This is a genomic window from Streptomyces sp. 8K308 (assembly GCF_004348315.1).
Taxonomy (GTDB): domain Bacteria; phylum Actinomycetota; class Actinomycetes; order Streptomycetales; family Streptomycetaceae; genus Streptomyces.
The window spans coordinates 1-13,481 of the sequence record NZ_SMKC01000184.1; the positions used below are offsets into that span (position 1 = coordinate 1).

7 protein-coding genes and 1 pseudogene are annotated in these 13,481 nt (G+C 76.0%); 7 read left to right on the top strand and 1 reads right to left on the bottom strand.

What is annotated here, in order from left to right:
• The 5 genes from E1265_RS22835 to E1265_RS22855 form a co-directional block, all read left to right on the top strand.
• On the top strand, positions 1-2,255 hold a 2,255-nt coding region (locus E1265_RS22835; protein ID WP_132932833.1), incomplete at its 5' end, for a xyloglucanase.
• Between the two features lie 389 nt (positions 2,256-2,644).
• On the top strand, positions 2,645-3,433 hold the full coding sequence (locus tag E1265_RS22840) for a tetratricopeptide repeat protein (RefSeq protein ID WP_243741027.1): 789 nt from the start codon (positions 2,645-2,647) through the stop codon (positions 3,431-3,433).
• 407 nt (positions 3,434-3,840) lie between these two features.
• A complete protein-coding gene (locus E1265_RS22845; protein WP_132932835.1) occupies positions 3,841-4,494 on the top strand; it encodes a hypothetical protein in 654 nt (217 codons plus the stop codon).
• A gap of 4 nt (positions 4,495-4,498) precedes the next feature.
• A complete protein-coding gene (locus E1265_RS22850; RefSeq protein WP_132932837.1) occupies positions 4,499-5,161 on the top strand; it encodes an RES family NAD+ phosphorylase in 663 nt (220 codons plus the stop codon).
• 34 nt (positions 5,162-5,195) lie between these two features.
• Positions 5,196-9,377 carry a CHAT domain-containing protein gene (locus tag E1265_RS22855; protein WP_132932839.1) on the top strand — a complete coding sequence of 1,394 codons (4,182 nt, stop codon included), beginning with the start codon at positions 5,196-5,198 and terminating at the stop codon, positions 9,375-9,377.
• Here the strand turns inward: E1265_RS22855 and E1265_RS22860 are convergent.
• Positions 9,358-11,307, bottom strand: a complete 1,950-nt coding sequence (locus E1265_RS22860; RefSeq protein WP_132932841.1) for a caspase family protein — start codon at positions 11,305-11,307, stop codon at positions 9,358-9,360. The two genes, E1265_RS22855 and E1265_RS22860, sit on opposite strands and share 20 nt — an antisense overlap.
• A 163-nt stretch (positions 11,308-11,470) precedes the next feature.
• On the opposite strand from E1265_RS22860, the gene E1265_RS22865 reads away from it, so the two are divergent.
• Both E1265_RS22865 and E1265_RS22870 read left to right on the top strand, forming a co-directional pair.
• Complete coding sequence (locus E1265_RS22865; protein ID WP_132932843.1) at positions 11,471-12,628, top strand: macro domain-containing protein; 1,158 nt, start codon at positions 11,471-11,473, stop codon at positions 12,626-12,628.
• 226 nt (positions 12,629-12,854) lie between these two features.
• Positions 12,855-13,481: pseudogene (locus E1265_RS22870) on the top strand (hypothetical protein); the annotation flags it as partial.

Below are 13,481 nucleotides of genomic sequence, written 5' to 3' on the forward strand. Positions count from 1 at the left end.
CCGCCGACCCCTCGGCCCGGTCCTCCGGAGAGTATGTCTTCCGCAACGCGGAGATCGTCGGCGGCGGCTTCGTCACCGGCATCGTCTTCAACCAGAGCGAGCCGGGACTGGTTTACGCGCGCACCGACATCGGCGGCGCCTACCGGCTCGACCAGCGCACGGGGCGCTGGGTCCCCCTGCTCGACTGGGTCGACTGGGACCACTACGGCCACACGGGCGTGATCAGCGTCGCGACGGACGAGACCGACCCCGACCGGGTGTACGCGGCCGTGGGCACGTACCCCATGCCCGACTGGGATCCGACGATGGCGGCGATCCTGCGCTCGAAGGACCGCGGCCGCACCTGGCGCAGGACCATGCTGCCGTTCCGCCTGGGCGGGAACATGCCGGGCCGCGGCATCGGCGAGCGCCTGGCCATCGATCCGCACCGCAACAGCGTCCTGTACCTCGGCGTGCGCGGCGGCAACGGCCTGTGGCGTTCGCTGGACCACGGCAAGACCTGGGCGAAGGTCGAGAGCTTCCCCAACGCGGGGAACTTCGTCCCCGACCCCAATGACACCGGCGGCCCCAACGGCGACAACCTCGGCGTGCTCCAGGTGCTGTTCGACAAGCGGGACGGTCGGCGCGGGCGCTCGACGCGGACGCTGTACGTCACGGTGGCCGACACCGAGAACATCCTCTACCGCTCCACCGACGCCGGCCGGTCCTGGGAGCGGGTGCCAGGACAGCCCACCGGCTACATCCCGCACAAGGCCGTCCTCGACCACGAGAACGGCTACCTCTACCTGGCCACGAGCAACACCGCCGGCCCGTACGACGGTTCCAAGGGCGACGTGTGGAAGCTGGACACCGCCACCGACACCTGGACGTGCGTCAGCCCGGTGCCGTCCACCAGCCCCGACTGCCAGTGGGGCTACTCAGGACTGTCCATCGACCGGCAGAACCCCGACACCCTCATGGTGGCCACCCAGATCCACTGGTACCCCGACACCATCTTCTTCCGCTCCACCGACGGCGGCGCGAGCTGGACCCGCGCCTGGGACCTGGACGAGAACAACGAGCGGACCTTCCGCTACACCATGGACATCTCGGTCTCCCCCTGGCTGACCTGGAACGGCAACCCCACCCCACCCGAGTTCACGCCGAAGCTCGGCTGGATGACCGAGGCGCTGGAGATCGACCCCTTCTCCTCCGACCACTTCATGTACGGCACGGGCGCCACCATCCACGGCTCCGACAACCTCACCGACTGGGACACCGGCGGCACCGTGCGGATCGACGTCCGCGCCGAGGGCCTGGAGGAGACCGCGGTCCTCTCCCTGATCAGCCCTCCGGGCGGCGCGCACGTGCTCTCCGGCCTCGGGGACATCGGCGGCTTCCGACACACGGATCTCACCCGCGCCACGCGCATGTACGACACGCCCACCTTCGTCACCACGGTCGCGCTGGACTACGCCGAGAACGCGCCCCACACGATCGTCCGGGTCGGCCACTCCACCGCTGCCTGGACGCAGCACTTCGCCATCTCGACCGACGGCGGCGAGACCTGGACCCCCTCTGGCAGCGAGCCGGCCGGTCTGACCAACCCGGGCGTCGCGGACACCGCCGTCGCGCTCGCGGCGGACGGCGGCCGCGTCGTGTGGGCCCCGGCGGGCGCGCCGGTGAGCTGGAGCGCCGACGCGGGCCAGACGTGGACCGCCTGCCAGGGCGTCCCCTCGGGCGCGCTGGTGCGCGCGGACCGCGTCAACCCCGCGGTCTTCTACGCCTTCCACGCCGGCACCTTCTACCGGAGCACCGACGGCGGCGAGCACTTCTCGGCGACCCCGGCGACCGGCCTGCCCGCCGAGGGCAACGTCCGGTTCAAGCCGGTCCCCGGTCATGAGGGCGACATCTGGCTGGGCGGCGGCGAGGCGGACGGCGTCTACGGGCTGTGGCGCTCCACCGACGCCGGCACCTCCTTCACCCGCCTGCCGGGCGTCGAGGAGGGTGACAACGTGGGCTTCGGCAAGCCAGCTCCCGGACGCTCCTATCCGGCCGTCTACACCAGCCTCCGCATCGGCGGTGTGCGCGGCATCTTCCGCTCCGACGACGCCGGCGGCACGTGGACCCGGATCAACGACGACCAGCACCAGTACGCCTGGACCGGCAACACCATCACCGGTGACCCACGGGTCTACGGCCGCGTCTACTTCGGCACCAACGGCCGCGGCGTCATCTACGGCGAGCCGGCCGAGCCGGGCCGGCGGCCCTCCTGACGGACGGCCGAGGACAGGTGAGGACGGTCGAAGCCACCGACTTCGGCCGTCCCCGACCACCCGCTCGAATATCAATTCTCCACTGAATGAGACATGCGCGACTGGGTGGCCTGCGCGGCAGTTCGAACTCGACGAGGAGTGGGCCGCATGAGAAGACGAACCATACTCGGAGCCGGACTTGCCGCCTCGATGACCGACGAGACTTGATCCGGCTGGAGAGCCAGCTCTCGGGCCGCCTTCCAGACCCGGGCGCAGGCCGGGCGGGCCGAGGCCCGGCGGTGCCGCAGGCGACGAGCAGCCGCCTGCCGACGTCGGCTGAGCTGAACGAGCTCAACCACTTACCGGCCCCCGTGTCGAGCACGCTGGCGGCGCCGACGAGGTGAACCGGATTGGTGCAGCCACCGAGGCGCACGACGTTGCTCCGCCACGCGCTCGCTGCCGCGGGCCCCGCGGACGCGGGGCGATCCGACGCCCTGGTGTGGTGCGCCGCCCTGGAGGCGTGGGAGCGCATGCCGGTCGCGCGGGCGACGGCGCTCCCCGGCGACCTGTTTCCTCGCCAGCGGTGGCTCCTGGGCTTCGCCCGGTCCGACGGCGGCGATCCGCCCGCCGCCATCGGCCTGGTGGGCGAGGCACTCGAAGACTTCCGGAGGCTCGGCGACCGCTGGGGCACGGCGGCCGCGCTCAGCGTGCTCGGTTGGGAGTCGCTGTGGCTCGGTGAGTTGGCGGCCGCGCGCCGCGAGGGCGAGGAGGGGCTCGCGCTCTTCCGCGAGGTGGGCGACCGCTGGGGCGAGTCGCGCGCCCTGCGACTCCTGGGCGTGCTCGCGGAGGTGGCCGGAAACTACGACGACGCGACTGCGCTGCACCGGGCGGGCCTGGCCACGGCCGAGGAGCTTCAACTCTGGCCCGTGGTGATCGAGCAGATCTCGCAGCTCGGCAGGATCGCCACGCTCGCCGGGGACCATGGGCGGGCCGACGCCCGCTACGAGCGCGCGTTGCGGGTGGCGCGCGAACGGTCGTTCCACCACGGGGTCGTGCACGCGCGCGTCGGCCTGGGGGCCTCGACACCGCCGAGGAGCAGTTGGGCGCCGCCAAGCGGGCGCTCTAGGCGGACGGCTACCGTTCCGGCCTCGCGTACGTGCTGGCGGAGCTGGGCTTCGTCGCGGAGCTGCGGGGGGTGACGCCGCCCGCGCCCGGGCCTGCCACGAGGAGAGCCTGGCGCTGGCGCGCGACGCGGACGACCGGCGGGCGGTGGCGCTGGCCGGTGCCGCATCGCTGGAGGGGAATGCCGAGGGGGCCGCGCGCCTGCCCAGGGAGGCGTCCGCGGTCAGGACGCTCCCGCCCGCCGAGCGCGCCGACGTCGAGCGGATCGCAGCGCGCGTCGCCGGGAGCCGTCGGTAGCCGGCGGTGGGTGCGCGGCGGCGTCGACTGACCGGTTTTCACCCGGAGTTCGTCCTGAATGTGCCCGTCGTGTCATGGTTCAGTGAGGTTCGGACCGGGGAGCAGTCGTCAGGGAGGTGTGGCACGTGCTGGTGGTGAGGAGTGGGCGACCGCACGGGGGGCGGTCGGCCGGCGGCGTGGGGGCGTCGTGAACGCGGACCGGGTGCTGGCCGCCGCCGCGGCCGATGTCGATCGGCTCCTCGCCGTCCTCGGAGCCGAGGACGGCGTGCGGCTCAGGCGGTATCTGACGGTCATGCGGGCCGAGCCGCCGGGCAGCGACCGGCGGCGGGAAGCCATCGAGGCGGCCGCCGGCGTGGTAGGGCCGCTGCTCGGCCCGGGGGCGGGCGGCCGCTATGCCGACGCGGCCGGCACCGACGGGGGGTTCCGGCCCGAGGACCTGGCGGTCCTGCTGATCGACGGGCACCGCATGGTCGGTCCCCTACTGGGCCCGGTGCGGGACCGGCTGCTGGCGACACCGATGCTGAACGCCGACGCCACGGAGCGCTGGGGCGCGGAACGGGAGCTCATCCGGCTTCCCGGCCCGGGCGGTGGGGCGCGGCTGCCGCTCTTCCAGTTCGCGCCCACCGCGCCGTCCACGCTCCCCGAGCCGCGTCCCCGGGTCCTGGAGGTCAACCGCCTGCTCGACGCCCGTCACGACCCCTGGGGCGCGGCCGACTGGTGGCTGTCGCCGAACGCGTGGCTCGGCATGGACGCCGCGTCTCCCGTGCACCTGCTGGGCACCCCCGACGAGGCCCGACTTCCCGACCTTGCGGGCCAGCTGACGTCCGAGGAGGGGATCTGAGCCGATGCCACGCGCCCGCCCGCCCGAGTCCCTGCCTGGCACGCCGACCAGGGTGGTGCTGCCCGCCGGCACCCGGTTGTTCCGCGTCCACTCCGCTACCCGGTCGGGCACCGCAGCCAACCCGGTGCCCTCGCACTGCCTCTGGGGCGGGGGCCGGTTCGACGCCACCGCCTGCGACCGGTACGGCTACCTCTACGCCGGGCTCACCGCGGAGGCCGCCGTCTGCGAGACGCTGCTGCGCTCCATCCCCTTCGACCCTTCGGGCGGCCCCCGTCTGCTGCCGTACCCCGCCGTCCGGGGGCGCCGCCTGTCGTTCCTGCGGCTGGCCCGACCGGTGACCGTCGTCTCGCTGATGGGCGGCCGTGACCTGGCCGCCGTCGGCCAGGACTCCTGGCTGGTGCAGACCGAGTCGGCGGAGTACCCGTTCACCCGTGACTGGGGACACTGGGTGCGTTCCAGGACCGGCGACTGGGCGCAGGGCTTCGTCTGGCCTTCCAAGCGCGAGCCCGCCCACCGCGCTCTCGTTCTGTTCGCGGACCGCTACCCGCCGGACGCCGTGGCCGACACGGGCGAGCCGCCGGTCGACCTCTCGTCCGAGGAGGGGGTGGCGTGGCTGAACGATCTCCTGGAGCCCTACGGCACGTTGCTCGCCCCGCCCGTGGAGTAGCCGTCGACGACCACACAGCCGGGAGGCCGACCCCATGACCACCGAGGACAGGCCTGTGGAGGCGCCGCCCCCCGACGCCCGTGCCTGGCGGGACGCCGAGTTGGAGATCGTGCTGCGGCTGGCGCCCGACGATCCGGACCTGCCCGCGGCCTGGGGATCGGTCGGGCTCCACAGCTACGCGCTGTTCCTCGCCGAGCGTGACGAGTCGGATCTGCGGCTCGCGGAACGGGCGCTGACCGAGGCGCTGGTCGCGCCGCCCGACGACCTGGACGAGTGGCACGTGCGGCGCGTCGCGCACGCCCATGTCCTCGCCTGCCGCCACGAGTTGGACGCCCGGCGGAGCCGGGGCGGCGCCGCCCCGTGGGGCGCGGTGGCCGAGGCGGCCGCCGCGGGGCTGGCGGCCCTGGACGGGAAGCCGGAGTACGCGGTGATCGCGGCGCTGGCCAGGTTCCTGCTGGCAGTGGTGGCCAGGGCGCGTCACGCGGCGGACCCGTCCCCCGAGGCGTTGGCGGCGGCGCTCGCCGCCCAGGAGGAGGCGCTCGGGTACCAGCCGGAGGGCACTCCGGACTGGGTGGCGCTGCACCTCGGCAGGGCCGAGTTGCTGTTCGAGCGGGCTCGCGGGGGCGGTCGGACGGCGGACTACGCCGCGGCCGTCGACCACCAGCGTGCCGCGCTCTCCGGGTTCAGGACCGGCCCGGAACAGGCCCGGGTCCGCCACGACCTGGCCGCCATGCTGGTCGTCCTCGGCATGGTCGGCGACGACCCGGACGCCCTGCGGCAGGCGCGCGACGAGTTCGACGCCGCCCTCGCCTGGGCGGGGTCCGCCTCGGGGGAGCCGCCGGCGTGGGAGTGGCAGGCGCGGGTCTTCGCCGTCTACGTCCGCGCCGTGCTGTGGCGGGACTGGGACGACCTGGCCGAGGCGGAGGGCGCGGCCGGCCGGCTGGACGCCCTGCTCGGTGAGCCCGGCGCGGAGGACCGGATGGACGCGCCGTTCGTCGAGGCGTTCGCCCTCCTCAGGTACGACCGGGCGGTGCGCGACGACGACCCGGCCCGCCGCGACGAGGCCCTCGCCATGCTGCGGCGGGCGGTGGCGCGCTGGCAGCCCGGTGACGGTCCCGTCGGTCGGGCGGCGATCACCCTGGGCTACCTCGAACTGGGCCGCTACCAGGACGACCGGAACCCCGGTCGACTGACCGTCGTCGCCGACGCCACCCGGCGGGTGCTCGACTCCGCGGACGAGACGCCCCTGGCCCGAAGCCTCGCCCAGGCGCTGCGACTGCTCGTCGACGCGGGCCTGGTGGGCCCGGAGGAGGGGCGCGGCGCCGCGCCCTCCCTGCTGGACGTCCCGGTGGACGGGGAGATGCTGGGCACCTTGCTGACGTCCCTGCGGGAGGCGTTGGCCCAGGGGGACCTCAACCGCGACGCCGGGGAGACCGCCGGCCTGGAACGGGACCTGCGGCGTGCCGCCGGGGGGCTCGGCGTGCACGAGCGGGGCTTCGCGGAGTGGCGGCGCACGGAGCCCGGCTCCCCGGAACACGGCAGGCTGGCCCGGGGGCTGCTGGCCGTGCTGCCGCTGATCGATCCGGACGGCACCCGGTTCGACCGCGCGCAGCGCGAGGCGCTCGTCGAGGCGGCCGTGGCGGCTGACGGCGCGGCCGACCCGCACGTCGCCCGCACCATCGCCGGGATGGCGCTGGCCCACCAGGCGCTGGCCGGCGGTGACGACGCGGCCTGGGACGACGTCCTGGCGCACCTCGACGCGGCGAGCGCCGCGGCGTCGGGGGGCGGCGGTGCCTTCAGCCGAGAGATCGGGATGCTCCGGTCGATCGCCCGCTACCAACGCGGCCGGCACCGCGGCGCGCTGGACGACGTCGGGGCCGGGCTCGACGGGCTGCCCCACCTGTTGGAGACGCTCGAGGCCGGGGGCGTCGCGCCGCCCCTGCGCGGCGGCGCGGCCGAGGAGATCGCCGGGATACAGGGCCTGGGCGCCGCCGCGGCGGGAGACCTGACCGCCACGGACCGCCACCTGGACACCGTGGCCGAGGCGCTGGCCGCCCGCGACGCGCGGGACCCCCGGCGCGTCGTGCTGTACACGGCCCACGAGACGCTGCGCACGGCGCGCAACGTCCTGGCGTGGCGGCTCGGCTCCCCGCCCAGGCCCCCTTCGCCGGGCGGCGCGCTCCCGCCCGGCGAGGTGCGGCGGCAGGCCGCGCGGCTGCCCCGCGGCGTCCGCTCCTGGGTCCTGGGGGACGGCGGGCTGGCCCGCTGTACCGCCGCCCTGGTGGCCGACGATCCGCGTCTCCTGGCGGAGGGTCTCGAACTGCTGCGGGACGCCCTGGGGCTGACGGAAGAGGGCGGCGGCTCCTGGATCCGTTACGCCTACTTCCTCGGCGCCGGCAGCTGTGCGCTGAGCGTCCTGGAACGCGGCCGGGGCCGGCGGAGCGGGTCGCTCGACGAGGGCATCGCCTGGACGGAGCGGCTCCTTGACCGGATCGGCGGGCCGGAGCACCACCGGTTGTATTTCGACGCGGGCCAGGTCCTCGGCACGTCCTACCGCCTGCGCGCGGAGGGGAAGGGTCGGGCGGGCCGCGACGACCGGGCCAGGGCCCGCGGGACGCTGCTGTCCGCGCTGCGGGGCGGCGCCTGGTCGGTCCTGTTGCAGTCCGGCACGGAGCACGCCGCCGAGGCCGTCGGGCGGGCCTCTGAGGTGGCGCTCCAGACGGCGGCCTGGTGCCTGACCGACAACGTGCCGGCCGAGGCGGTGTCGGCGCTCGACTCGTGCCGCGGGCTGATCCTGCACGCGGCGATCACCTCACGCTCGGTCGCCGAGCGGCTGGCGGCGGCGGGCCGGGGGGAGTTGGCCGCCGAGTGGCTCGCCGCGTCCGCCGCGTCCGGCGACGGCGAGGTGCCGAGCGCGTTGCGCCACCGGGTGCTGGCCCAGCTCACCGGCCCGTCCGGGGGGCGGCAGCCGCGGGACCGGCTGCTCGATCCCCCGTCCCCGGCGGAGATCGGCTTGGCGCTGCGGGCGCTCGGCCGGGACGCGCTGGTCTACCTCGTCCCGGCCCTGCGGCCGCTACCGCCGCCGCCGGGGATGCTGCCGCGCTGGTCGGGGGCGAGCGCGCTGCCCTGGGGCGCGGCCGTGGTGGTGACGGCCGACGGCGAGGTCCGCCGGGTGATGCTGCCACGGCTGCTGGAGGAGGCGGAGGCGCTGCGGAACTACGCGCCGGTGGGGGCGGCCGACCGCGACCTCGGGCCGGTCGGCGGTGCCGGCGCGCCGTCCGGGGGCGTGCCGTTCCGTGCCCGGCTCGACCGGCTGAGCCGGTGGGCCTGGGACGTGGCGATGCGGGACCTGCTGGCCGAGTTCGCCCCGACGCGGCGGGCGCGGCGCCGCCAGCCCCGGCTGGTGCTGGTGCCGATGGGGGCGCTGGCGGCCGTGCCCTGGCACGCGGCGTGGGAGCCCGGCGTCGAGGGCCGGCGGCGCTACGCGTTCGCGGAGGCGGAGGTGTCGTACGCGGCGTCGGCCCGGCTGTTCTGCGAGGTGGCCGCGCGTCCGGCCGTGCGGCACGCGGGCGAGGCGCTGGTGGTGGGCGACCCGCTGGGGGACCTGTCGTACGCGGGCGTCGAGGCGGAGGCCGTGCACCGCGCCTTCTATCCGGGCGGCACGTTCCTCGGCGGCCCGGCGGGGACGCCGGACCGGGTCCGGCAGTGGCTGGGCTCGCCCGGCGGCCCCGGCGGGGTGCTGCATCTGGCGTGCCACGCCACGGTGGCGCACTCGGCGGCGACCGGCGGCGGGCAGGACAGCGCCTACCTGTCCCTGCACGGCGGCCGGGTGTCGGCGGAGGACGTGGTGGAGGCGTCCGCCGCCGCGCTGGAGGTGGTGGTGCTGGCGGCGTGCCGCAGCCACGTCTCCGGCCGGGGGCACGACGAGGCGTTCAGCCTGTCGACGGCCTTCCTCGCGGCGGGCGCGGGCTCGGTGATCGGCTCGCTGTGGCCCGTGCCGGACGACGCCACCTCGGTGCTGATGTTCCTAACCCACCACTACCTGCGGCGGCGCGGCCTACCGCCGGGGCAGGCGTTGCGCCGGGCGCAGCTGTGGGTGGTCGACCCGCTCCGGCGGGTTCCGCCGGGCATGCCGCCTGAGCTGGCCGCCCGCGCGGCCCACGTTGACGCCGACGACCTCAGCGCCTGGGCCGGGTTCACCCACCTCGGCCGCTGACCGGCACGACGGTGCGCAGCGGCAGCGTGACCGTGGCCCACCGGCCGGGGCGGCCGTGCCCCGCGCCGGTCGCGGGGCCGGCGTCCCGGCCACCGGGCGGGGCGGGGCGCGTCAGCCGCAGGACGCCGTCGCCGTGCCGGGGCGTGCCCTCGCGCGCCGCCGGAACGGCGTCCGGGCGCCAGGGACTCAGGTGGAACGGCACCGTGTTCAGCTCTCCCTCGGCCACGATCAGCTTCAGCCAGTCGCGCACCACCGCCCCCGGCCGCGGCGGCCGGGAGGCCGGCAGGGACAGCTGCACCGGCTCACCGTCCAGGGCGTGTCCGACGCGGCCCGGGCCGATGAAGTGGCCGGGGAAGAGCACCGAGTCGGCGGCGTAGCTGTCGGTCAGGTCGAGCAGCACGCACCAGACCGGGACGCCGGAGCGGTTGCGCAGCCGGATCGACACCCACGGCTCCCGCCAGCGGCCGGGCCCGCCGGTGTAGGAGAAAAGGTACTCGCCTTCGCCGCCCGGCCGGCAGGGCTCCTCCTCACCCCAGGGAACGATCTCGACGCTCACCCGGCTGCTCACCGACGACGCCGGGCAGTCCAGGTCGCGCAGCTGGCGCCAACGAGTGAGATGGGTGAGGCAGTCGACGACCCGTTCCGCGTCGCGCGGTCCACGCAGCGGGAGTTCGGGCACGGACGGCAGGTCGTCGCCCACCGGCACCACCCGGGCCCCTGCCCCGGTCACCGCCAGCCGCAGGACCGACGAGCCGGGCGCCGCCCGCCGCCCTTCCTCTCCCTCCTTCTCGGCGAGGCGCAGCAGCGGCGAGGCGGCGGCCGCCGCCCGGACCCAGGCCGCGGCCTCCGGCGCGGCCGGCGCGTCGACGGTCACCGTCGCGGGCGGCAGCGGCAGTTCGGACACCGCGACCGGGTACGCGCGCCGGCTGTTTCCCGGTGTCCAGCCGGCCGCGTCGACCAGGGTGCGGGTCGTCCCGACGGCGCGTGCCCGCACCGTGTGGCCTCCCTCGGGGCCGTCGCCGGTGACGGTGAACGCCAGCCGGGCCGCGTCCCCGGCGGGCAGCCCGTGGGCCGCCCCGGCGGTCACCTCCCAGCCGTCGGGCCCGAGGCGCAGCAGGTAGGGGCTGAGTTCGGCCGCCTCGGCTCCGCCGAGCAGCGGCCGGTCGGTCGGGCCGCCCGGTGCCTCGGGCCACAGCATGGGGTGCTGGGGCACCCCGAGGCGCCGGACCCGGGCGTGCGCGGCGGTCAGCAACTCGCGGCAGCTGGCGGCCGGTTCCGCGGCCCAGGCGGCGGCGAGGAGCGCCCGGCTGAACACGCCGCGGACCTCGCCGCTCTGGGTCTCCGCCTCGTAGGCGCGCTCGGTCAGCCGGCTGGCGGCCAGCAGCGCGTGCCGGGGTTCGACGTGTCCGGCCATGGCCGTCGCGTCGCGGCCGGCCGGCGCCGGGGCGGGCCAGGACGGCCGTGGCGTGGCGTGTCGCGGGGTCAGCTCCGGATCCCGGGTTCCGCCGCCGGAGTAGCAGCAGTCGAGCACGGCCACCACGTGCGCGCCGGGTGCCGCGGTCGCGTCGAGGAGTGCGCCAAGTTCCTTGTCCACCAACGGGCCGTCGACCGCGAGCAGGGCCTGGCAGCGGCCGGTGGCCGCCTCGACGCGCTGGTGCCACGGGTCGGAGGTGTCGAGTTCGGTTCCGTGGCCGGAGAACCACAGCAGCGCCGTGTCCCCCGCGCCGGCCCGCCCGAGGTGGAAGCGGACGCCGGCCACGATCGCGGCGCGGGTCGCCGCGGCATCGTGGAGCTCGGCGACGTGCGCGCCGCGGGTCGCCAGCCAGGCCCGCGCGGCCACCACGTCGTTGACGGCGCCGCGCAGCGGGCGGCTCGACACGTCCGCCGGGTAGTCGTCGACACCGATCAGCAGGGCGTAGACCTGGGCCATGGACCGGATTATGGCGGCCCGGACCGGGCCCGCGCAGTGCTTCCCCCGGTCCGTTTCCGGGCCTTTTCCGGATGCCGTCGGGCGTCGCCCCGTGGCGGCGCCGCCCGTCGGCCGGGATGCTCGCACGCTCCCCCTCGGGAACGGGCCGCTCTATCGTGACGTCATGGGCAAGGACGACGAACTCCCGCCGGACACTCCCTCCCACGCCGCCATCCTGGAGGACCTCAGGGCGTTACGCCGCCCCGGCCTCGTCCGCCTGCGTGAGGCGCCGCCACCCGCGCTGCGGCGGGCCGCCGAACGCTGCGGGTTCTGCGCCGGGGAGGACGACGTCCCGGCCGGGGTGGAGGAGTTGCTGCGCGCGGCCGTGCGGCGGCTCGGCGAGGACGACGACCTGGGCCGGGCCGCGGCCTACAGCTTCGGTCTGGTCGCCGGCTTCCGGGGCGCCGCCGCGCAGGACCGACGCAGGCGGGCCGCCGGGGTGTACGGGATCGCCCCGGAGACCTTCCGCAGGGGGCCCGAGGAGCGGGTGCTCACGCAGCTCGCCGAGGCGGTGCTCGCGCTGTGCCGGGAACAGCTCGTCGGGCACGGGCTTAGGACGGTGCCCGCCCCCGGTCCGCGGCCCCGCGCCGTGGCGCGGGAGCCGCTGGGCGCCCAGGCCCCGCCCGAGACGTTCACCACCACGGTGGCCGATGCGCCGGTCTCCTTCCTGCTGCACGTCTCCCCGGTCGACCTGCTGCGGGACATCGACATCCTGGTGTCCTCGGAGAACGTCTACCTGGAGATGTCCAAGATTTTCATCCCCACCCTCTCCGGCTCGCTGCGCTCGGCGGCCGCGATCCGCAACGCGGCCGGGGAGTTGGTGGAGGACGTGCTCGCCAACGAACTCGCCCGGTGGGTGCGCCACCACCACCGGCCGGGGTCCCAGGTCAGGCCCGGCACGGTGGTCCCCACCTCGTCGGGCGCGCTGGCCGGGCAGGGGGTCCGACGGATCTACCACGCGGCCGTCGCGGTGCCGCTGCGTGACCGCGACGGGTACTCCGTGGCGCCCGACGACATCGCCCGCGCCGTGCGCGAGTCCTTCGTGTTGGCCCGCGCGGAGCGCGGGGAGTTCGACCCGCCGCTGTCCTCCATCTGCTTCCCGCTGCTGGGCGCGGGGCGCGGCGGGGTGCCGCCCGGGGTCAGTGCCCGGTGGATCGCCTGGGCGGTGCACGAGGAGTTGCAGCGCGACCCCGGCTGGGCCGTTCACCTGGTGACCAGGGACCGGTCCACGGCTGAGGCCGTCGCCGACCTCGTCACCCGGACGGATCCGACGGAAACCTGACGGTTCGTCGCCGGAATCGGCCCGGAAAAGCACCGGCGACGCAACGGTTTCGCCCGCCAGTTCCCCGGTTCGTCTCCCTACGCTGCCAGTCCGCAGTTCCGCGATGCCCCCGTTCCGCCGATTCGTGGCGGAACGTGCGACGGCGCACCACGCGGAATCCCGCCGACCGGAGGTGACGCGTGAGCGAATCGGCCCCGCCACCGGGGATACCGGCAGGGGAGACGTCATGAGCCCCGGACGTTCCTCCCCCGCCGTGACCTTCGTCGTTCCCACCGTGGAGTTCCCCGGGACCGGGGCACGGCGGTCGTCGCGCCTCGCCCCGGCTGGGATCCGCCTCGGCACGCTGAGCGGCGCGCTGCTCGCCGCCTGGGCCGCCATGGCCGGGGCCCAGGCGCTGACCGAGGCCGCGCTGCGCGCCGCGGAGGCGTGGCCCGGCCCGGCGGGGGAACCAGGTCCGCCCCACGGGTCGCCGGCGGAGTGGCAGGACGCCGCCTTCGCCGTCAGCCGGGCGAACGCCAAGATCGACGCCCTCCGCGCACGCGTCCCCCGCGCGGCGGCACCCGGCGGTCGGGGGGACGGGCCGCGCGAACTGCCGCCCGCCCTCACCCCGGTGGGCATGCGCCTCGACGAGATCCACGCGTGGCTCGCCCTGACGGACCGGACCGTGCGGCGTGCGGAGGCCGAACTCGCCCGGCAGACCGCGGCGCTGTGCGCCCCCGCCGGCGAGGACGGCCGGCCGGCGGTCACCGCTCGGCGGCTGTGGGCCCGCCGCGAACGGGCGCTCACGGAGTACGCCGAGGCCCGCACCGAGCGGGAGGCCGCGCGCGGCCTGCCGCCCTACGCCTCCCCGCTG

What these genes read in the sequence shown, in the direction of transcription:
- E1265_RS22860 (WP_132932841.1), bottom strand. Translation starts at nt 11,307, where the DNA reads ATGGCCCAGGTCTACGCCCTGCTGATCGGTGTCGACGACTACCCGGCG.
- E1265_RS22850 (WP_132932837.1), top strand. Translation starts at nt 4,499, where the DNA reads ATGCCACGCGCCCGCCCGCCCGAGTCCCTGCCTGGCACGCCGACCAGG.
- E1265_RS22865 (WP_132932843.1), top strand. Translation starts at nt 11,471, where the DNA reads ATGGGCAAGGACGACGAACTCCCGCCGGACACTCCCTCCCACGCCGCC.
- E1265_RS22855 (WP_132932839.1), top strand. Translation starts at nt 5,196, where the DNA reads ATGACCACCGAGGACAGGCCTGTGGAGGCGCCGCCCCCCGACGCCCGT.